Here is an 18,243-nt window from a genome sequence, read left to right as displayed (position 1 = left end):
TTTAAAACAAAAGTAAATTTTCAATGGAGGATATATTTATGGAACAAAAATTTTATATTTGTGAGACTTGCGGAAACATAGTGACCTATGTTAAAAAATCAGGGGTGCCAGTATTCTGTTGTGGAAAGAAAATGCAAGAGATAATTCCAGGAACTTCAGATGCAGCAACTGAAAAACATGTGCCAGTTATAGCTGTTGAGGGCAATAAGGTAACTGTTTCAGTTGGAGCTATTGCACATCCTATGGTTAAGGAGCATTACATTGAGTGGATTTCCATAGAAACTAAGGACGGAAATCAAAGAAAAGTATTAGCTCCAGAAGATGCACCTATGGCAGAGTTTATGCTTACAGACACTGACGAGGTAATAGCAGCTTATGCTTATTGCAATCTTCATAGTTTATGGAAGGCTGAAAAGTAAAAGAGAATTTATACCTATATATTGGAGAAATTCAAATATATAGGTGTTTTTTTGTTTTTAGGCCTTAACCAAGAAGACTTTATACAATTATTTTTTTGAAAAAAGTACAAGGAATAATAGATTAGGATGATGAATAAATTTTAAGTACAAGTAAAATTTAAGTGAGGATTATATTATGGAAAAATAGTCATGATAACAATCCTTTGTAATAATTGAGAATAAAATTAGAAATCCTAAATACAAGAAAAAAAGCAAAATAGATTTGATAGAAAAAAGCAAATCTAAAAGCTTTGTTTAGGAGGCATTTTTATGTTTACAGAAGAAAAAAGTAATACAGGCAGACAATTAGAGCTGGATGTAGCAAGAGGTCTGGCGATTTTTTTTATGATATTGGTTCATGTTCAATTATATTTTTCAAAGGAGGAAGTAATTAGTAGTTGGTTTGGAAAAATAATTGATTTCGTTGGAGGTTTGCCAGCTGCACCAATGTTTATGTTCCTACTAGGTGTAGGAGTAAATTATACTAAGCATGAGGAGCCAAAGGTATTTTTTAAAAGAGGTTTGATGCTTTTAGCAGGAGGGTATATTCTTAATTTTCTTAGAGGATTTCTCCCTTATTTAATTAATTACTTTATTTTACGGGATTTAAGTTTTTATTATGGTGCTTTAGTTCAACTTTTTAGTGTTGATATATTTCAATTTGCAGGGCTAGCTATGATTTTTTTTGGATTGTTAAAATACTTAAGAGAGGATTACCTAACAATAACCATATGTGCTATCGCTTTTGCATTATCAAATATATTTTTATCAGATATCAATATAGATAATTTTTGGGCGTCTTTATTTATAGGTTTAATATGGGGGGCAAGTGAGTATTCATACTTTCCTTTCCTCACATGGATTTTTTATCCCTTGACAGGTTATTTATTTGGATGCCTTCTTATAAGATGTCAGGATAAAAGAAAGTTTTATATAAGAGCAGCTATAGCTTCAGCTTTATTTTTCTTTGGAGGTATTTTTACATTTAATTGGTCAATAGGATTGCAGAGTGGACTAAATACAGATATAGCATATTATCATCATTTTTTTACAGACAATATAACATTCACAGCCTTTGTAATTTTAGAGATTTCTTTAATTAGCTTTATTATGCCTTATATTCCTAAAGGGTTAATTTATTTAATGACAAGATGGAGTATGAATGCAACTCCTATATATTTTATCCATTGGATATTAATCGGGTGGACAGCATTAATTATAGCAGGAGATAGCTTATCCTACTTATCTTTTATTATTTTATCTATAGTTATAATAGTTATAAGTAATCTCGGAGCAGAATTTTATAGAAAATTTACAGAAGGAAGTAGTGAAGTTTCAAAAAGAGTTTTTTTTAAAAGAAGTAAAAAATAAAAGTTTGAGTTTATAACTAAAAGAAAACAACTAAATAGTCCATGTGAATTCTAATGTAGTTCATATATTAATGAGCATCTAAAAGATTAAGGTGGATGCTCATTTTTATTTTAATATTTAAGAAAGTTAATATAAGCATGCAACGTTCTATAAAAAATCTGGCTATAGTAAAAATAACTAAGCAAAAAGTATTTAGTATTAAATGTGAATAAATGGTATTATATTGTTGTAAGGAAATATTATCTTGCTAAAATTATAAATCTAAATGTGTTTTGATTTTGTGACAATTATTAGATGTCATGTAATAATATAAAGTATAAGGTGTTTTTTATTAAAAGATTAAAAGGGGGAGTTATATGACCGAATTGATGATAATTAGTGGATTGGTATTAATTATTTGTATTACCTCAAGTAAAGTTCTATATAAGTTTGGAGTTCCTATGCTGCTTATTTTTATTGTGCTAGGAATGATGTTTGGGTCAGATGGTTTAGTTGGAATTTATTTTGATAATTTTGAATTAACAAGTAAGATATGCTCTTTAGGGCTAGTTTTTATTATGTTTTATGGAGGATTTGGTACTAATTGGAGTGTAGCAAAACCAGTAGCAATTCCGTCAGTGTTGCTGTCATCGCTTGGAGTTGTTGTTACGTCAGGCCTTACGGGAATGTTTTGTTATTTTATATTGAAGACTACACTGTTGGAGGGATTTTTAATAGGTGCCATAGTTGCTTCAACGGATGCAGCCTCTGTATTTGCAGTATTGAGGTCTCAAAAACTAAATTTAAAGGGATCCATAGCTTCAATTTTAGAAGTTGAAAGTGGAAGTAATGACCCATTTGCTTATATGATTACTATTTTAATATTGAGTATAATGAAGAATCCAGGAAGTGTTTCTGTAAGTTCAGCAGTAATTTTAATATTTAAGCAGGTTTTTTTGGGATTAATTATTGGATATTTAATTGCTAAGATAACCGTATATATACTTAGACATTTTAAATTTGAGATCGATGGATTTTATGTGATTTTTGTAACGGCGGCTACAATATTATCCTATTCACTTAGTGAGTATTTTGGTGGAAATGGATATTTAAGTGTATATTTGGCCGGATTAATAATAGGAAACAGTAAAATACCACATAAGAAAAGTATGTTTCATTTCTTTGATGGTATATCATGGATTATGCAAATAAGTTTGTTTTTTATGCTGGGCCTATTATCATTTCCATCAAGGCTTCCGGAGGTTACTGGAAAAGCCATTGCTATAACTGTATTTTTAATATTAGTAGCAAGACCTATAGCTGTATTTGCAATTCTTAGTCCATTTAAATTTACCCTTAATGAAAAATTATTTATTTCATGGGTTGGTCTGAGAGGGGCAGCTTCAGTGGTTTTCGCTATATTTGCAGTAACATTTGGAGTTAATATTGAAAATGATATATTTCACATAATATTCTTTATTGCTTTATTTTCTGTAGCGTTACAGGGCACACTCATACCTAAAGTTGCAAATAAGTTAAATTTAGTTGATCATGAAGATGATAGTTCAGCATTAAAAACATTTACAGATTATATGGGTGACATCAATACTGAATTAGTGGAAGTTGACATAAAAAAACATAGCGAGTGGGCAGAAAAAGCTATAATGGATGCAGAAATACCAGAAGATATACTTATTGTCATGATAAAGCGTGAAGACCAAATCATCGTACCTAAAGGATCAACAGTTATCCAGATTGGAGATAAACTAGTATTGAGTGGCAATGATATTTTAAGTCAATTATAGGAAAAAAGGTGGATAAAGAATTAATTGCATAACTAGAAATGTGGTGATGAGAACTTTACAATAATTTCTAGCTATGCTATAATAAGAAAAAAGAATTGGAGGAAAGTGAGTTATGACACCAGCTAAATGTTAAGATTTATATTAATTTAAAATTAATATGTATTTTATATTGAGTAAAAATAACCTAATAATGTTAGGTCTTATTGTTGTACTCTTTATGGAATTAGGCATTTAGAAGGTAACTTACTTTATTGAGATTTGAAAATATAATTTTTTTATACTTCAAAAATATTTTGAAGTACTTGACCATGTTAAGTGGCTTTGGGGAGTAGTATATAAGGAAATTTAAATAGATGAAAAAGGCTATCTAAATTTTACTTATATGAAATACTCATAAATTATAAGAATTTCGAATTTTTTCAGACTGTAAGGAGATTGAATCTTCTTTCAGTCTTTTTTATTTTATATATAAACTTAATAAGTTAATCATGTTTTGCCGATCCATAAAGATTCACAAATATTGTGAATGAAAGAAGGAAAGTTTAATGGATGAATTATTAGTAACGGGAATAAAAAAGTATATGGATGCTACCCTTGTTTTACAAGATATAACCTTTCAGGTCTATTCGGGGGAAAAGGTTGGAATAGTTGGAGCAAATGGCAGTGGTAAGAGTACCATTTTAAAATTAATCGCAGGAATAGAACCAATGAATTATTGTGTTGGATATCCAGGGGCAAGAAGTCCCGGGTATGACGAAGGATTTATTTCAATGACCAGAGGTGCAACCTGTGCTTATTTAGAGCAGGTACCAAGTTATGATGAAAGTTTAAAGGTTATTGATATTTTGAATTTGGCATTTGAACAGGTTCATGGGATAGAGAAGGATATGCATTCTTTAGAAGAAGAAATGAAAGTGTTAAAAGGTATTGAATTAGAAAGAACTTTAAAAAGATATAGTGAATTGGTTCAGCTATTTGAAGTTAAAGGTGGCTATGAAATTGAAGAAAAGCTAGGAAGGGTTTGTATAGGGCTAAAGTTTGATGACAGTTTTTTAAATAAAAATTTCAATCTTTTAAGTGGTGGGGAAAAAACCAGGGTAATCTTAGGAAAGCTTTTAATAGATAATCCGGATATCTTACTTTTAGATGAACCTACAAACCATTTAGATATGAATTCTATTGAGTGGCTTGAAGGTTACTTGAAAAGTTATAAAGGAATTGTAATCATAGTTTCCCATGATAGATATTTTCTTGATAATGTAGTTTCTAAAATTGTAGAGATAGAGGATATGGTATGCAAAACTTACAAGGGGAATTATTCTGCTTTTGTTAATCAGAAAAAAGAGGATATGAGGATTCAATTTGAAAATTTTAGAGAACAGCAAAAGAAGATAAATGCTATGGAAGATACCATAAAGAGTTTAAGGGACTGGGCAATGAGGGCAGATAACAATAAGTTCTTTAGGCGAGCTGCAAGTATGCAGAAAAAGCTTGATAAGATGGATAGAATTGATAAACCAATTTTTGAAAGGCAGAACATGAAGCTGACCTTAAATGGAGCAGGAAGGTCAGGGAATGAAACTATAAAAGCCATAAAGCTTACAAAAAGTTTTAAGGATAAGAAGATTTTCAAAGAAGCTAATATGCTAATTAATTACGGAGAGAGAGTTGCCATTATTGGTGAAAATGGAAGTGGAAAAACCACATTTATAAAACTACTGATAGGTGAAGAAGTACCAGATGGCGGAGTAGTAGAATTTGGTGCTAGTGTAAAAGCATCTTATCTTCCACAGAATATACAGTTCACTAATGAACAATTAACGGTACTTGAATATTTTAGAGAAGATATTTCGATTCTTGAAGGAAAGGCTCGTGAATATTTATCTAAGTTTATGTTCTATGGCAATAGTGTGTTTAAAAAGATAAAGCATCTTTCTGGAGGAGAAAAAATAAGGTTAAAGCTTTCAAAGCTTTTATATGAGGATATTAACTTATTAATCCTAGATGAGCCAACTAACCATTTAGATATTGAGTCGATTGAAACCTTGGAGGAAGCTTTGGAAGAATTTAAAGGAACTATCTTTTTTGTATCACATGACAGGTATTTTATAAATAAAATTAGTGAACGGATTATTGCAATAGAGAACTATAGTCTAATAAGCTATCCTGGAAACTATGATTATTATAAAAGTGTAGCTGAAAAAAGAAGTCTTGGTGTGGTTAAAGATACAGAAGTTCAGGTTAAGAAGAGTAAGAAGCCTAAGAGTGTTGATGAAAATAAAAAAAGAGAAGCTGAAAAGGTAAAAGTGGAAAGAAACATTGCAGTTCTTGAGGAAGAAATATCAACCATTGATTTAGAAATGGCTAATGGTGTAAAAGGTTATGAAGAGCTTAATGGGCTATACTGTAGAAAGGAAGAATTAAACAGAAAGCTGGAGGAAGTTATGGAGCTTTGGGTAGAATTAGAAGGTTAAAAAGAGTGCTTCAAGATAGTCTTGAAGCACTCTTTTTCTAATTAAATTGCATCAATCGAATTAGAATTAGCAGGTTTTTGTGTTCTCATTGCTTTACGTATAAACATAACAACGATAATAAATTGAAGAACTGATGAAGCTACCGCAACTACGAAAGTGCCATTTACACCTTTTGCAACATTAGTGCCTGCTGCATTAAAAACAGCACCACAAACAGCAGCAGATATTAAACTACTTGCAGAGTTGAAGAAGTTAACTAAAGCTGTTCCAACCCCGATATCTTTTGGATCAAGGAAGCTTTGAGCGGCTGCAGTTACAGTTACACCTCTAATACTTTCAGCTAAACCTGTTACACCAATTAAAGAAATCATAAGTACTATTGAGGTAGTAGAATTTATAAAGCATAAAGGAATGAAGCTTACAGCAACTAAAATTGAGGATATGGCCATACCAATCCAGAAGTTATCACGTTTTTTACCAACCCATACACCAACAAGGGCAGGTAGAAGCATTGTAATAATTGTACGTGGCATTTGTAGAATCCCTGATAAAGTCGCGGATTCATTCATTACTTGTTGTACTGCAAGAGGTGCATAGGTGTTCATAGTTGTCATATAGAAATAAGCTAAAAATCCAACTAAAAGCAAGGTAGTATAATTTCTATTTTTAAAAAGTCTCATTGGAATAATTGGGTCAACGGCTTTGTTCTCAACCTTAACAAGGAGGAAAAAGAATATTATCATGGCAATAAAGCCTAGTAATATTATTGGATTAGTCCAACCTAAGGAACTTCCAAAGTTTAGAGAAAGAACAAAAGAACTGATTGCTAAAGTGAGAACTACAATACCTAAAACGTCCATAGGAGTTTTACCTTCACGTTTTTTATTTGGCATGTTTATAGCAATAAGAATAATACCTATTATTAATGGAAGTACAGGAAACGCGATAGCAATGTTAAGGAGTCCAGCATCTGCAAGAGCTCCAGCGATGATGCTTCCTGCAAAGCCTCCAAAGGCAACAGAGCTTGCAAGGATTCCCATAACCTTAGGCACATTTTTTGCTTCGTTAATTTCACGAGCAATGATATAAGGGGCAGCAGTAAAGGCACCCTGTGCTGCACTTAAGATAAGTCTTAAAGTCATAAATGGAATTATGGTTTTAACTAAGCTTAAACCTAAACCGCAAACCACTGCGATACTCCCAGAAATCACTACTATGTTTCTTCTTCCAAATATATCGCCAAGTTTTCCTCCAATTGGTGTCATTATAACTAGACCAAGACTAGCGAAAATAGTTAATAATGAAAAATATTTCATTGCATTCATTTCTATTAGAATTGGGCCTTGTAGAACGTTAAAACTAAGTCCAAGCATTGCGATGGAAAGCATTAAGCATACACATCCGGCTTGTACAGCAATCCTTTTTCTATCGGATAGTTGAATGGCTACGGTAGATGTATTGTTTTGCGTTGACATAATGATACCCCCAATTTAAAATATATTTGATTTTAAAGTAAACTATATTATTGGTTATCGGCTAACCAACGTTCAGCACAGTGGGCTAAAATAGCCGCACCAATTGGTAGTGCATCTTCATTAAATCTAACCGCTGGGTCATGAGCATTTGCTGCTTTTGGGTCAGTAGGGAATCCAGCACCTAACATCATATATGCACTTGGAACACGATCACTTATTTCAGCAAAATCTTCAGAGGCATTTGCTTGAAGACCTGGATAAGGGGACTTTCCTTGAAAATCTAACTCATTTATATACTTAACCATACTGTTTACTACCTGAGGATTACAGATTAGTGGTGGTGTACCAGAAAGCAGTTCAAATTCACAGGTGCCACGGAAGGTTGCTGCAGTAAGTTCAGCAATTTCCTTTGTTCTTGATACCATAGTGGAACGCATTTCCTTTGAAGATGCCCTGATAGAACCCGTGATTACAGCAGATTCAGGAATTGAATTTGCCATAGAACCTGCATTAATACTGCCAATAGTAAGAACACATAGCTCTGATGGTATAGTTTCTCTAGCAATTACCTCTTGAGTGGCAAGGATAACATGAGCAGCTATGTTAATTGGGTCAATGGAATTTTGAGGATAGGAACCATGAGAACCTTTACCTTTGATAGTAATTTTAAAAGTATCTGCTGAACACATCATAGTACTGCTATTGTTATACATAAATACACCAAGAGGTGTTACACCTGTAGCTGTATGAATAGCTAAGGCAGCATCAACTTTTGGATTTTCCAAAATACCAGCCTCAATCATATCTTTCGAACCTTTAAAGAGTTCTTCCCCAGGTTGAAACATTAGTTTCACAGTACCACTTAATTGAGCTTCATTTTCCTTTAAAAGTTTTGCTGCACCTAAGAGCATGGCTGTATGCATATCATGTCCACATCCGTGGCAATTACCATTTGTACTAGCAAAAGGTTCACCGCTTTTTTCCTCCATAGGAAGTGCATCCATGTCAGCTCGAAGTAATATAACTTTACCACTGCAGCCTATGGTGGCAGTAACCCCACTTTGCCCAACTTTTTTTGGCGAATAGCCCATTGCTTTTAATTCTGAAATAACAAAGTCAACAGTTTTAGGCAGGTTCATGCCAACTTCAGCATAGCTGTGAATTTTTCTTCTGTACATTATTAATTGATTTTTTAATTTTGTTGCTTGTTTTAAATAATCCATAAAAATACCTCCATTTTTAATTTCGGAATAATATAGGAACATTCCGTAAGTTAAATATAAAGCTATGCCATAATTATGTCAATAAATTTATTGAATATTATAAAAATAAATTTCGTCAATTATTGTTTTATTTTATAGAGTAATAGCAGCTAAGGAAGTATAATAGTAATATACAATTATATTTATAAGTTTCTAAGGACAGGAGCGAATGACATGAATGCAAAGATAATTTTTATATTAACTCCATATATACATGATTACATAGAAGAAAATTTAAAAAATATAAAACCTTCTTTTAAATGGGAAATTATAGATTATATTAATTTTAGGCATCTATCAGAGATAACCACTAATTTATCAAAGAATGATTTTGATAAATTAGTGGTGAGTGGAAGTGCTGCTAAAAGTATCGTTGAGAAAGTTAATCCAGATTTACAGGGGGATATTCTAACATTAGAAACTGATTTAGCTGGAATATATAGATTAATGCTTCAATTAATCTCAGAGAATAAAACCTTAGAGTTTAATAGAGTGGGTATGGACTTTTTTACATTATTTGATGAATTTATAACTTGTGATAAATTAATTGACATTAATATAAATAAGCTTTTAGGAGAAAAATATTTACCATATAGTTATTTTGAAAATAAAAATATAAGTGAGTTGATTTCTACTGAAGAAATAATTAAATCTAAAATACTATCACTTTGGGAAAATGGCAACATAGATTATATAATTTGTGTATTTAGCAGTTTGATGCCTTTTTTAAAGGAAAAGGGCATTAACAGTTCTTATGGTTTCCCTAGTATTGAGCATATTAAGGGTATAGTAGAAAAGATTGAGGCCTTAATCACTGTGGAGAGTTATGAAAAATTAAACCCTGCTGCAATAAAGATATCAATACAGGGTTCATTTAGCCATGAGGAGTTAGATTGGCAATGTGCATTGTTACAAAAACATATTTTGGATTATGCAAAAAATAATTTCTTTGATTTTGTTGTAAAAGCTGTTTCTTATGGATTAGAGATATACACGAATAAATCTGTTGTATCGGATATGACTAAAGATTATACACAATGTGATTTAAGTAAATACCTTAGTAAGGTTAATGAAAATCAAAAGGTTTCCATAGGATATGGAATAGGGAAAAATTTGAAAGAAGCTAGAAATAATGCAGTTAAGGCTTCACGTTACGGGCTATGTAATGGCGGAAATTTTTTGATTAATGAAGAAGGCGAAATTAAAGGTCCTTTAGATAAAGATGAATCTATTACATACAGTTTGGAGAAGGATGAAGAGGTAAGCAGAGTAGCTAAGCAAACGCAGCTTTCTGAAATAACTATTCAGAAGATATTTCATATAATAAAAGAAAAGGAATCCTATGATTTATATGCGCAAGATTTTGTGGATTACTTTGGTGGAAGTATACGAAACGCTAATAGAGTTTTTGGAAATCTTGAGAAAGCTGGAATAGCAACAGTAGATTTTAAGAGATCCAAGTATAATGTAGGACGTCCAGCGAAGGTGTATCATATCCTTAAGAATAAACTTTAGATTTCATATTAAGTAATAAGTATTAGTTTTTATTAAAATGTTATTATATTAGTTGAAAAAGAGCCATCACTTGAAGTGATAGCTCTTTTAAATTCCAACAGTTAATCTATTATAATTTTAAAATTAGATTACTTCTTTTTAAGCGCTTACAAGCGGTTAATGGATTATCTTTTTTATTCTTGTGATGCTCAATACATTCTTTACAGTTCCCATGTCTTGGACATTTTGTATTTAGACAGGTGCAGTGATCTTGTCCACTTTCAAACATGTTATCAACTCCTTTTACTTGCTAAATTATAGCATAAATATGAGGGTAAGATATATTGTAATTTTTAGTATATACTTAATGGTGAAGAATAGTAATTTTATTTTGAAAGTATTTATGGTAGGATATATTTTATTATCAATAGTTTCATGTGAAGTTGAAATTAAATAATAGAGGTTAGAAAGGTTGGAATTAAAATGATAAAACCAGTGGTTAAGGATGTATTATTCTTAGGTCAGAAATCAGAGCCAGCAACTAAGGCTGATATGCAGGTTATTAAGGACCTAGAGGATACTTTAAGGGCTAATTTAGATAAATGTGTAGGGATGGCAGCTAATATGATTGGGGTAAAGAAGCGTATTCTGGTATTCTGTATGGGCCCAATGCTTGTCCCTATGGTGAATCCTGTTATTCTTAAGAAGGAAGGATGTTACGAGGCTGAAGAAAGCTGTCTATCTTTAACCGGTTTTAGAAAAACTAAAAGATATGAAAAAATAGAGGTGGAATATCTTGATAGGAATTTTAAGAAGCAAAAGCATGTATTTGTTGGATTTCAAGCCCAGATTATTCAGCATGAGGTGGATCACTTTGAGGGGATAATAATTTAAAAATTTAATTGAAGGTGAGAATTAAGATATGAATAAAGATGTATTAAAGAAAATAGCAGATGGGTTAAACAAGTTAAATTGTACTTGGGGTGTAGGCGGCTCAGTAATGCTAAATCACTATGGTTTGGTAAAGAAGCCCAATGATATTGATATAATAGTGGATGCAAGCTATGCAGAGAAAATAAAAGCGTTTATGGACACTATGGGAACATATGTAGAATTAGAGTCAAAAAGTCCTTTTAGAACAAAAGAGTTTTTTGGATATATGGTAGAAGGTGTCATGATAGAGTTTCTTGGAGACTTTAAAATAGAGGTAGAGCAAGGAAAAATATATGAGTTTATTTTAGATAATGATGCCATTAAGGAATATATGTTAATTGATGGTGTAAAAGTAAATCTTACAACTATAGAAGATTGGTTTGTAGCATATGGTGTAATGGGTGATCCAAAGAAAAGAATACCTTTAATTAAAGAGTATTTTAGTAAATCAGGAATAAAGTATAGAAATTTATTAGAAAGAAACTTAAGTAATAATTTACCTGATAGTGTTAAGCTAGATATTATAAGTATAATACAATAGAATGAAACATGTTTAAATATTGATATCATTAAAAACAAAGGAGCTGTATGGATTTATATATATAAATGAATTTTGAAAAATAAGAAGATGGGTCTGAATAGTAATTGGATGATAAAATAGGCATACCATATTGGAGGAGTGGTATGCCTTTTCTTGGGGGTATAAAAGAAAAAATATTTAGCACTTATTATATATATTTATTTAAATGAGTAGGTTGTTAATTCAATAATATCATTAGTATGTAAATGATAAGTTTTAGAAAAGTAAACTTTAGGTTGAATAATTAATTTAATTTAGAAAATTAGGAAGAGTTTTATGATATAATTTTTTCAGAACTTTAAAGGGGAGTATAGATGTGACAAACCAGAAGTGATACTCTAGACCTTTGATTTGGGTAGTGGAAGTTCTACGGTGTGTATATATGATTTAGCTACTCAAAGTACTCCCGTAAATAAAAAGGTAAAGGGGTTTTTAATTTATAATAAATATAAGAGGTGGATGGCTATGAAAAAGAAGATAACGGTTTTTGGAAGTTTTGTGGTAGATTTAATGGGAAGAACACCACACCTTCCACAAAAGGGTGAGACAGTTATAGGGTCAATGTTTCAGATGGGACCTGGCGGAAAGGGCTTTAATCAAGGAGTGGCAGCTCATAAGGCTGGTTCAGATATAACTATGATTACAAAGGTTGGTAAGGATGCTTTTGCTGATGTAGCTTTAAACATTATGAAGGAACTGAAAATGAATTCTGATTATGTGTTTTCTGCAGAAGATGTACAAACTGGTGTAGCTTTAATTATGGTAGATGAGAATACGAGTCAGAATGAAATAGTTGTTATTCCGGGAGCTTGTAATAACATAAAGGATGAAGAAATAGATAAGGCAGAAGAGGTTATTAAAAATTCAGAGTATCTGTTAACACAGCTTGAAACTAATATGAGTGCCATTGAAAGTATTGTCGATATAGCACATAAAAATGGTGTTAAGGTTATTTTAAATACTGCACCAATTCAGCCTATTACAGATGACCTTCTTTCAAAGGTGGACATGGTTACACCAAATGAGGTTGAGGCTGAAATTCTAACAGGAATAAAAATTGAAACTGAAGAAGATATGAGGAATACAGCGAAATACTTCTTTGATAGAGGTGTAAAGCAGGTGGTTATAACTCTTGGACATAGGGGTGTATACATAGCTGACGGGGCCATTGATGAATTAATCCCAGCTTATAAAGTTAAAGCTTTAGATACAACGGGAGCTGGAGATGCCTTCAACGGTGGACTTATTGCAGCTTTAGCGGAAGGAAAATCTTTAAAGGAAGCAGCTAAATTTGCCAATGGATTAGCAGCCTTATCAGTTCAAAAGCTTGGAACTACAATGTCCATGCCTTGGAGGGAAGATATTGATGCTTTTTTAAAGGCGCAAAATAAATAAGATAATAGTAGAAAGACCATCAATTTGGTGGTTCTTTTTTTATTAAAAAAATAATTAGAAAATTTTCTCAAAAGTACTTTACCTGTCGTAGTAGTTGTGTTAATATAAAAGTATGATATTACTACGATAGATGTAGTAATAACTTTATCTGTCGTAGTAGGTGAAAGATGATATAAAAGAAGGTGAGAATTTGATAAGTAGTGACATAATCAGAGGATATAATGATACTATAATTTTAAGTCTTTTATTACAGGGAGATTCCTATGGTTATGAAATTTCGAAAAATATAAAAACCATAACAAATGAAGAATATGTAATAAAGGAAACAACCCTTTATTCCGCCTTTAATAGACTGGAGAAAAATGGTTTTATTGAAGCTTACTTTGGAGATGAAACCTTTGGAAAGAGAAGAACATATTTTAGAATCACGCCAAAGGGAAGAGAATTTTACAAGGAAAAGTGTGAGGAGTGGAAGCTCACCAAGAATGTTATTAATAGGTTTATTAATGAGTAACTTCAAATTAGTCAAATCGAAAATTAAAGTAAGGAAACTTCTCCGAACATTGGTTAGAGGAGTGATCACAGAGTAAGTTCAAGTAACTAAATCAAAGATTTAGATGTTCATTTAAGGAGATGGAATAATGGAAACTATAAGAATTTATGTCGAGAATATGTTTAAAGCATTGCCTAAAACAGGTGAACTTAAAAAGCTAAAGCAAGATATTCTAATGAATATGGAGGATAAATATGCAGAGCTTAAATCTGAAGGAAAGACTGAAAATGAAGCTATTGGAATTGTAATTTCAGAGTTCGGGAATATCGATGAAATTATTAGAGAGTTTGAAATTGAGGTTAATCAACCATCAAGGAATGTAACTTCAGAAAAAGAAAATTTACCATCCATGGACTTAGAAGAAGCTAAAAAGTATTTAAGGGAAACAAAGAAATGCAATTTTCTTATTAGCATAGGGGTTGCACTTTGTATGATGGGAGCAGCAGTTTTAGTTTTCATGTATCAATTATATGATGACGGAATCATTTTCAGAGGACTTGTGGAAGATAAAGCAATGATTACTCCTTTAATTATATTATTAGCCTTTGTTGGAGTTGCAGTGGCTTTATTCATCTTTGCAGGAATATCAATGGAGAAGTATAAATACATCGATAAAGGATACTTTAATTTACAACCATCAGCACGAATTATTCTTGAAGAAGAGGGAGAAAGATTAAGGACTAAGTCAACTATTGGAACTATTGTAGGGGTTGTACTTTGTATTTTATCACCGATAATACTTTTCTTAAGTGGGATGAAGAGTGAATCAGGTTATGTCTATGGAACCACACTTTTAATTTTGGTTATAGCTGTGGCAGTATTTATTTTCATCAATATAAGTACTTGCAATGAAGGTCATAAAAAGCTTTTAAAAGAAGGGGAGTATAACCCAAAGGTTAAGGAGGAAAATAAGGTTATTGGCGCAGTAGCAGGTGTAGTTTGGCCATTAACAGTTATGGTTTTTCTTATATGGGGAATAGCTTATGATGGATGGGAGATTTGTTGGATAGTGTTCCCGATAGTAGGAGTGATATTTGGAGGCTTCTGTAATGTATATAAATCTGTAAAAGGAATTGAAGATTAGGATATAAGATCTAGTAAGATAATTACTAGATCTTTTTTTATAAAAAATTATAAAAATTTAAAATACTACTTGATACATTATACTATGTAATGTATAGTATAATGTATAAGGAGGTGTCGTATGGATATACAATTAAAAAAGGGATTATTGGAATTCTGCGTTTTATCAGTGCTGAATAGATCAGATTCCTACGGTTATCAGATAATTAAAGATGTTTCTAGCTGCATTGAGATTTCAGAATCAACGCTATATCCAATTCTAAAGAGATTAGAGGCTAATGAGTACCTTACAACATATTCTGTTGAACACAATAGCCGTTTAAGAAAGTATTATAAGATTACGGAAAAAGGTCAGTTACATATAAATGAATTTTTAGGAGATTGGGATAATGTTATGAAGGTATATAATTTTATAAAGGGAGATGACGTGAATGAGTAGAGTAGAGTTCATTGAAATTTTAAACTTTGAATTGGGGGCAATTAAAAAGATAGAAAGAGAAAAATTTATTACATATTATGAAGAAATAATTGATGATTATATGGAAAATGGTTTTGAAGAGGAAGAAGTTATAGATAAAATAGGTAATCCTAAAATCATTGCTAAAAATATATTAAGTGAGCAAGATACTGTTAATATTAAAGTTCCTTTAACAAATAGTAAGGTAATAAATATGATTTTATTAATTATAGGATTTCCTTTATGGGGAAGTTTATTATTTGCAGGATTAATGCTTATTTTATCAGGGTTAATATTAGTTTGGTGCATACCATTCACAACAGGAGTTGGTGCACTGGCATTTTTTGCAGCAGGATTATATAGTATAGTTGCTACTCCATTTATGATGGCCGATGTTTTATCAGTAGGAGTGGTACAATTAGGTGTTGGAGTAGGATTTATTGGAGTATCATTTTTATTAGCGATGGCAACTATGTATTTATGTAAAGAGTTCAGATTTTTTACAAAAGAGTTAAGTTCAAGATTACTGAAATTATTTAATAGAAAAGTGGTGCAGTTATGATTATAAGAAATTTCAAAAAGAAAATTATTTCATTAAGTTTAATCTTAATTATTTCAGGAATAACAATTTCGTTTATAGGATTAGGGATAGGGGAATTTGATTTGTCAATGTTTGAAATAGAGGGTGGCTATAAATGGTATAGGACCATCAATTTTGATACAGATGGCCCATCTTATCAGATAGGGCATTAAATGCTATATTTTATAAGATTTCAATATATAATAAGGAAAAATTAGAAAAGAGTACATAAGACGACAGGAAATAAAATTATTTATATAGTGATGGAAACCGTATTATCTATGGGTAATACGGTTTTTTATAGCTTGATTTATAAAAGGTTAAAGAAACTATGTGGTAAAATATGTAATGGTGTTTTATAATTAAACTATAGTATTAAGTAAATGAAGATTAAATCTGTAAAGATTAAAATCATTAAGGGAGGCAGAGATGAAAAAAATAATTGCAGTTATGTTCACCATCCTTGTTATGATTATTTTAGTTGGCTGTGAAAACTCAAATGAAAAAGGTACAAGTATTATATGTGATAAGCTTTCAGAAGAAGAAGAGAGAATACTTGAACTTACAGGAAACAAAGTTTTACTTTATGAGATTAAAAACTTACCTGAAGACATGCATTATGAGATTTCTATTGAATATGAATTATACAAAAATGGAGAGAAAGTAAAGAGTGAACCAATAACTTCTATTGTAGCTAATAATATAGGTGGTAAAAGTTTCAATGGAAAAGTTGGAATAAATATTGAGGATGATGAAATCACAGGTAATATAAATATTAATGGAGCTTATTCAATAGGAAAATATAAGATTGAGGAAAATATTTATGAGTATGGCAGAGGCTTTTTAGAAAATGATACAAATTTCAATGTTGGTGAAGACATATATATTGCACATGGATCAAAGGGAAAGCCTGGAGTTATAATTCAAGTTGGTCCAATAGCAGATGAAGAAATGTTGAAAGACATAGTTTCACACAATGAAGTTAATATTTTCATTAAATTATCTTTGAAGGAAGTTAATGAATAAAGTTTTTATAAATTATAATTAAAATGGGTGAGGTTTATTATGTTTAATGGAAATATAGAGAAAAGTGGAAATGAAGATAAAAAACTTTATTAAAAAAAGCAATTAAGTAAAGATTTTTATTCTATAGCATTATTATTACTTGTTATAATTGCACCTGCAAATTTAATGCCAGCCTTTGATAGAGCAAGAGTAATGGTTGTGCCAATTGTGTCTATTGTAATAGCGGCTTCAATGTTACGGAATTATTTTAAAATTAGAAAATATAGCAAGGAATAGAGATGTAATTGAAGGGAATATGGAATTGTAAAAAGGAACTCTAAAGAGTTCTTTTTTTATAAGTCAATATTTATATAATTTAATAAACAGGGCGAGTTATTAAGTTGAATAAGTAAAATGACAATGAAATTAATATGCCAATTGAGAAAATTAATAAAATTAATGTAAAAAATTAAAATTATTAAGTTTATAATTAAAATATGTTTACAAATCCATAATTGGATGGTAAAATATAGTTAAGGAGGATGGTTATGTATAAAGTTTTGGTTAAGTGTCCCGTTTGTGGGAGCAAGTTAAAGATAAAAAAGCTTAAGTGTGGTGGGTGTAATACAATAATTGAAAATGATTTTTCTTTTTCAAAGTTTGACTTTCTTATTTCGGAACAAATTAAATTTGTGGAGACCTTCCTTAAGTGTAGAGGAAATATAAAGGATGTTGAGAAGGCACTTGGAATTTCTTATCCAACTGTTAGGAGCAAGCTTGAGGAAGTAAATGAAGTCTTGGGATTAAGTGAGTGTAAGGATAATGAGTTAGAAAGACAAAATATTATTTCAAAACTTGAAGCTGGAGAAATTTCTTCAGAAAAAGCTATAGAATTATTAAATCAAATAAAATAATGGAGGGATAATCATGGAGGATAAGTTAAGAATTTTAAAAATGTTAGAAGAAGGGAAAATAACTAGTGAAGAAGCTGCTAAATTACTTTCTGCATTGGGTGATGAGGAATCTAAGAAGGTAACTATTAAGGAAGAAACTGATTTATCGCAGTTTTTTAGTATTCCTAAAAATGAAGGTAAAGCAAAGATGCTATATATCAGAGTATTATCTGCAGAGGGGGATAATGTTAAGATAACTCTTCCTGTTGAGGTTATAAAACTTATGGGTAAAATAGGTAAGAGTAATATTGCTGAACTTGAAAAGTACAATATAGACTTTGATATGATTATTCAGGCCATTGAAAATGATATAAAAGGACCAATAGTACAGGTTGACACTGAAGATGGAACTAAGGTTTTAATTGAAATAGCATAAAGGTGTGATG

At 31.1% G+C, this 18,243-nt stretch carries 19 protein-coding genes; 16 read left to right on the top strand and 3 right to left on the bottom strand.

The features are described 5' to 3' along the window. Positions 1-38: 38 nt before the first annotated feature. The 4 genes from BN1075_RS18095 to abc-f all read left to right on the top strand — a co-directional run bounded on the left by BN1075_RS18095 (position 39) and on the right by abc-f (position 6,087). Positions 39-419, top strand: coding sequence for a desulfoferrodoxin family protein (locus BN1075_RS18095; RefSeq protein ID WP_040194724.1), 381 nt, complete (start codon positions 39-41; stop codon positions 417-419). Between the two features lie 309 nt (positions 420-728). Next, positions 729-1,829: a heparan-alpha-glucosaminide N-acetyltransferase domain-containing protein gene (locus tag BN1075_RS18090; RefSeq protein WP_040194723.1), complete on the top strand. Its 1,101-nt coding sequence runs from the start codon at positions 729-731 to the stop codon at positions 1,827-1,829. A gap of 356 nt (positions 1,830-2,185) precedes the next feature. Then, complete coding sequence (locus BN1075_RS18085; RefSeq protein ID WP_040194722.1) at positions 2,186-3,613, top strand: potassium/proton antiporter; 1,428 nt, start codon at positions 2,186-2,188, stop codon at positions 3,611-3,613. Positions 3,614-4,158: 545 nt separating this feature from the next. Then, entirely contained in the window at positions 4,159-6,087 is a 1,929-nt protein-coding gene (abc-f, locus tag BN1075_RS18080; protein ID WP_040194720.1) for a ribosomal protection-like ABC-F family protein, read from the top strand. 41 nt (positions 6,088-6,128) lie between these two features. Here the strand turns inward: abc-f and BN1075_RS18075 are convergent, their stop codons facing one another. Together BN1075_RS18075 and BN1075_RS18070 are read right to left on the bottom strand one after the other, a co-directional pair. Continuing rightward, positions 6,129-7,562 carry an MFS transporter gene (locus BN1075_RS18075; protein WP_040194718.1) on the bottom strand — a complete coding sequence of 478 codons (1,434 nt, stop codon included), beginning with the start codon at positions 7,560-7,562 and terminating at the stop codon, positions 6,129-6,131. 47 nt (positions 7,563-7,609) lie between these two features. After that, entirely contained in the window at positions 7,610-8,785 is a 1,176-nt protein-coding gene (locus BN1075_RS18070; RefSeq protein WP_040194717.1) for a M20 metallopeptidase family protein, read from the bottom strand. A 213-nt stretch (positions 8,786-8,998) separates the two neighbouring features. On the opposite strand from BN1075_RS18070, the gene BN1075_RS18065 reads away from it, so the two are divergent. Beyond that, entirely contained in the window at positions 8,999-10,339 is a 1,341-nt protein-coding gene (locus tag BN1075_RS18065; protein ID WP_040194715.1) for a hypothetical protein, read from the top strand. A gap of 109 nt (positions 10,340-10,448) precedes the next feature. Here BN1075_RS18065 and BN1075_RS22005 read toward each other — a convergent pair whose 3' ends face one another. Continuing rightward, entirely contained in the window at positions 10,449-10,607 is a 159-nt protein-coding gene (locus BN1075_RS22005) for a hypothetical protein (RefSeq protein WP_197072342.1), read from the bottom strand. Positions 10,608-10,801: 194 nt separating this feature from the next. Here BN1075_RS22005 and BN1075_RS18060 point away from each other — a divergent pair, with 194 nt between their 5' ends. From BN1075_RS18060 to BN1075_RS18010, 11 genes are all read left to right on the top strand, one after another. Beyond that, positions 10,802-11,212, top strand: a complete 411-nt coding sequence (locus BN1075_RS18060; protein WP_040194714.1) for a peptide deformylase — start codon at positions 10,802-10,804, stop codon at positions 11,210-11,212. Positions 11,213-11,240: 28 nt separating this feature from the next. Further along, positions 11,241-11,792, top strand: coding sequence for a nucleotidyltransferase domain-containing protein (locus BN1075_RS18055; protein ID WP_040194713.1), 552 nt, complete (start codon positions 11,241-11,243; stop codon positions 11,790-11,792). A 504-nt stretch (positions 11,793-12,296) separates the two neighbouring features. Beyond that, on the top strand, positions 12,297-13,226 hold the full coding sequence (gene rbsK / locus BN1075_RS18050) for a ribokinase (RefSeq protein ID WP_052406671.1): 930 nt from the start codon (positions 12,297-12,299) through the stop codon (positions 13,224-13,226). Positions 13,227-13,416: 190 nt separating this feature from the next. Next, positions 13,417-13,740 (top strand): PadR family transcriptional regulator, encoded by a 324-nt coding sequence (locus tag BN1075_RS18045; protein WP_040194712.1) that lies wholly within the window; start codon positions 13,417-13,419, stop codon positions 13,738-13,740. A 127-nt stretch (positions 13,741-13,867) separates the two neighbouring features. Continuing rightward, positions 13,868-14,863 (top strand): permease prefix domain 1-containing protein, encoded by a 996-nt coding sequence (locus BN1075_RS18040; protein WP_040194711.1) that lies wholly within the window; start codon positions 13,868-13,870, stop codon positions 14,861-14,863. Between the two features lie 120 nt (positions 14,864-14,983). Next, positions 14,984-15,301 (top strand): PadR family transcriptional regulator, encoded by a 318-nt coding sequence (locus BN1075_RS18035; protein WP_040194709.1) that lies wholly within the window; start codon positions 14,984-14,986, stop codon positions 15,299-15,301. Further along, a complete protein-coding gene (locus tag BN1075_RS18030; RefSeq protein ID WP_040194707.1) occupies positions 15,294-15,881 on the top strand; it encodes a DUF1700 domain-containing protein in 588 nt (195 codons plus the stop codon). The genes BN1075_RS18035 and BN1075_RS18030 overlap by 8 nt, the downstream gene beginning before the upstream one ends. Continuing rightward, positions 15,878-16,072 (top strand): hypothetical protein, encoded by a 195-nt coding sequence (locus tag BN1075_RS18025; RefSeq protein ID WP_040194705.1) that lies wholly within the window; start codon positions 15,878-15,880, stop codon positions 16,070-16,072. The genes BN1075_RS18030 and BN1075_RS18025 overlap by 4 nt, the downstream gene beginning before the upstream one ends. 256 nt (positions 16,073-16,328) lie before the next feature. Beyond that, a complete protein-coding gene (locus tag BN1075_RS18020; protein WP_040194704.1) occupies positions 16,329-16,925 on the top strand; it encodes a hypothetical protein in 597 nt (198 codons plus the stop codon). 527 nt (positions 16,926-17,452) lie between these two features. Further along, positions 17,453-17,818: a DUF2089 domain-containing protein gene (locus BN1075_RS18015; protein WP_040194702.1), complete on the top strand. Its 366-nt coding sequence runs from the start codon at positions 17,453-17,455 to the stop codon at positions 17,816-17,818. A 13-nt stretch (positions 17,819-17,831) separates the two neighbouring features. Continuing rightward, positions 17,832-18,233 carry an SHOCT-like domain-containing protein gene (locus BN1075_RS18010; RefSeq protein ID WP_040194701.1) on the top strand — a complete coding sequence of 134 codons (402 nt, stop codon included), beginning with the start codon at positions 17,832-17,834 and terminating at the stop codon, positions 18,231-18,233. The last annotated feature ends 10 nt before the right edge of the window (positions 18,234-18,243 follow it).

The organism is Clostridium culturomicium, from assembly GCF_000821305.1.
Classification (GTDB): Bacteria; Bacillota; Clostridia; order Clostridiales; family Clostridiaceae; genus Clostridium_J; species Clostridium_J culturomicium.
Note: the sequence above shows the minus strand (reverse complement) of the source record. Positions and strands in the feature narration are given on the sequence as shown.

Excerpts from the sequence above, each read along its gene's own strand:
- BN1075_RS18085 (WP_040194722.1), top strand. The coding sequence starts at position 2,186 with ATGACCGAATTGATGATAATTAGTGGATTGGTATTAATTATTTGTATT.
- BN1075_RS18040 (WP_040194711.1), top strand. The coding sequence starts at position 13,868 with ATGGAAACTATAAGAATTTATGTCGAGAATATGTTTAAAGCATTGCCT.
- BN1075_RS18010 (WP_040194701.1), top strand. The coding sequence starts at position 17,832 with ATGGAGGATAAGTTAAGAATTTTAAAAATGTTAGAAGAAGGGAAAATA.
- rbsK (WP_052406671.1), top strand. The coding sequence starts at position 12,297 with ATGAAAAAGAAGATAACGGTTTTTGGAAGTTTTGTGGTAGATTTAATG.
- BN1075_RS18020 (WP_040194704.1), top strand. The coding sequence starts at position 16,329 with ATGAAAAAAATAATTGCAGTTATGTTCACCATCCTTGTTATGATTATT.
- BN1075_RS18095 (WP_040194724.1), top strand. The coding sequence starts at position 39 with ATGGAACAAAAATTTTATATTTGTGAGACTTGCGGAAACATAGTGACC.
- BN1075_RS18055 (WP_040194713.1), top strand. The coding sequence starts at position 11,241 with ATGAATAAAGATGTATTAAAGAAAATAGCAGATGGGTTAAACAAGTTA.
- BN1075_RS18075 (WP_040194718.1), bottom strand. The coding sequence starts at position 7,562 with ATGTCAACGCAAAACAATACATCTACCGTAGCCATTCAACTATCCGAT.
- BN1075_RS18035 (WP_040194709.1), top strand. The coding sequence starts at position 14,984 with ATGGATATACAATTAAAAAAGGGATTATTGGAATTCTGCGTTTTATCA.
- BN1075_RS18015 (WP_040194702.1), top strand. The coding sequence starts at position 17,453 with ATGTATAAAGTTTTGGTTAAGTGTCCCGTTTGTGGGAGCAAGTTAAAG.
- BN1075_RS18030 (WP_040194707.1), top strand. The coding sequence starts at position 15,294 with ATGAGTAGAGTAGAGTTCATTGAAATTTTAAACTTTGAATTGGGGGCA.
- BN1075_RS18065 (WP_040194715.1), top strand. The coding sequence starts at position 8,999 with ATGAATGCAAAGATAATTTTTATATTAACTCCATATATACATGATTAC.
- BN1075_RS18090 (WP_040194723.1), top strand. The coding sequence starts at position 729 with ATGTTTACAGAAGAAAAAAGTAATACAGGCAGACAATTAGAGCTGGAT.
- BN1075_RS18060 (WP_040194714.1), top strand. The coding sequence starts at position 10,802 with ATGATAAAACCAGTGGTTAAGGATGTATTATTCTTAGGTCAGAAATCA.
- BN1075_RS22005 (WP_197072342.1), bottom strand. The coding sequence starts at position 10,607 with ATGTTTGAAAGTGGACAAGATCACTGCACCTGTCTAAATACAAAATGT.
- BN1075_RS18070 (WP_040194717.1), bottom strand. The coding sequence starts at position 8,785 with ATGGATTATTTAAAACAAGCAACAAAATTAAAAAATCAATTAATAATG.
- BN1075_RS18025 (WP_040194705.1), top strand. The coding sequence starts at position 15,878 with ATGATTATAAGAAATTTCAAAAAGAAAATTATTTCATTAAGTTTAATC.
- abc-f (WP_040194720.1), top strand. The coding sequence starts at position 4,159 with ATGGATGAATTATTAGTAACGGGAATAAAAAAGTATATGGATGCTACC.